This window comes from Rhizobacter sp. P2_D12, from assembly GCF_056404395.1.
The window spans coordinates 1-1712 of sequence record NZ_JBFUEB010000275.1; the positions used below are offsets into that span (position 1 = coordinate 1).

1 protein-coding gene is annotated in these 1712 nt (G+C 68.5%); it reads left to right on the forward strand.

Annotated features, from left to right (window positions below; translation table 11 throughout):
- Positions 1-1712, forward strand: a 1712-nt coding sequence (locus AC1DYN_RS32380) for a type IV pilus assembly protein FimV (protein ID WP_477966873.1), incomplete at both ends; no start/stop codon positions are given.

Sequence of the window (1712 nt, forward strand, 5' to 3'; positions counted from 1 at the left end):
GCAGCGCGAACTCGAACAGGCCGAGGCCCGCGTCAAGGAACTCGAAAAGAACGTCGGCGAACTGGAAAACCTGATGACTGTGCCGAGCCGCGCGGGCGCCGAAGCCGAGCAGGCCGCCGCAGCAGCGCCCGTCGTGGCGACGCCGGCCAAGCCAGTCACGCATCCACGCCTGAAAAAACCGGTGCCGGCGCCGGAGCCAGAAAAAGGCCTGGTCGACACGCTGCTGGACAATATGCTGTACATCGCCGCAGCGCTCCTGGTGATGCTCTTGATCCTGTTCGGCATCGCGCAGCGCCGCAAGCGCAATGCCCCGCCGGTGAAGCCGATGCCGACCGAACCGTCGGTGCTGGGCGCACCGGGCGCCAGCGCCCAGTCGCTGTTCGCCGAGAGCGGCGGCCAGAGCGTCGACACCAACAACAGCGTCTTCAATTCGAGCTTCGCGCCATCGGCCAGCCAGCTCGATACGAATGAAGTCGATCCKGTCGCCGAAGCCGATGTGTACATCGCCTACGGCCGCGATGCGCAGGCGGAGGAAATCCTGAAGGAAGCGCTGCGCACGCATCCGGACCGTCATCCGGTGCGGTTGAAGCTGCTTGAAATCTACGCCACGCGCAAGGATGCCCGCGCGTTCGAACTGCAGGCGCGTGAGCTGCATGCGCTCACGAACGGCCAGGGCGACGACTGGGCGCACGCTGCGGCACTGGGCCTGGGGATCGATCCGCAAAATCCGCTGTACGCGAACGCCGCGCCGGCCCCGGCGCAAACGCCGTCGGCGCAGGAACGCAGCCAGCAGGCGATCCTGTCGCAGCAGTACCAGGATGCGCTGCGTGCTGACGAGCCTTCTGCCGGCGCCGGCGCCGGCGCCGTTACCGGCGCGGCTGCTGCCGGCGCCGTCGCTGCTGCCTCTGCGTTCTCGCTGTCGAAGGACGATGCTGAGCACACCGCAACGCCGCATGCCGAGCCAGCGCCACGCACAGACGACAACACGCTCGACTTCGACCTGGGCGGGCTGACGTTCGAGCCGGTGACCGATGCTGACCGCGCGGCGCCGGCGCCTGCAAGCCGGCCCGACCCGGATGCAACGGCCGTGCCGGACCTCGACTTCGACATGCTGCCGCCAGCAGCGGCGGCAGGCAAGCCTGAATCGACACTGTCGACCGATGTCAACGACCTCGAGTTCGACATGGACTTCGATGCGCCGCCGGCCGGGCAACCCGCTCAGGCTATCGCTGCCACCCCGGTCACTCCGGCCGATCAGCGCGACGATTTCTCGCTCGACCTGACGCCGCAGCCGCAAATGCAGGCCACGCCGGTCGACATGGCCGGTCTGGCCAAGGACTTCGAGGGTTTGCCGTCGCTGCCGGCCAGCCCGTCRCAACCGGCGGACGCCACCGCGACGCCGAGCGATCCGCTGTTCGACCTCGATTCGATGGACTTCGGCGCACCCGTTACACCGGCGACGCCAGCGCCGGTGAATGATCCGCTGCCCGCGGTGCGCGGCTCGTCGAATGCGAACGTGTCAGAAGATCCGCTGTTCGACCTGGACGCGATGGACTTCGGCCTGCCGGCCGAGCCGCGTGCTTCCGGCGGCGCCGAGCCGAAAGACTTTGCGGCCCGCCAGGATGATCCGTTCGACATGTTCGACCTGCCGGACACGCCGGCGCCCGTGCCGGCGCCTGAAGAGCTGTCGTTGCCGCCGCTGCCCGATGCGC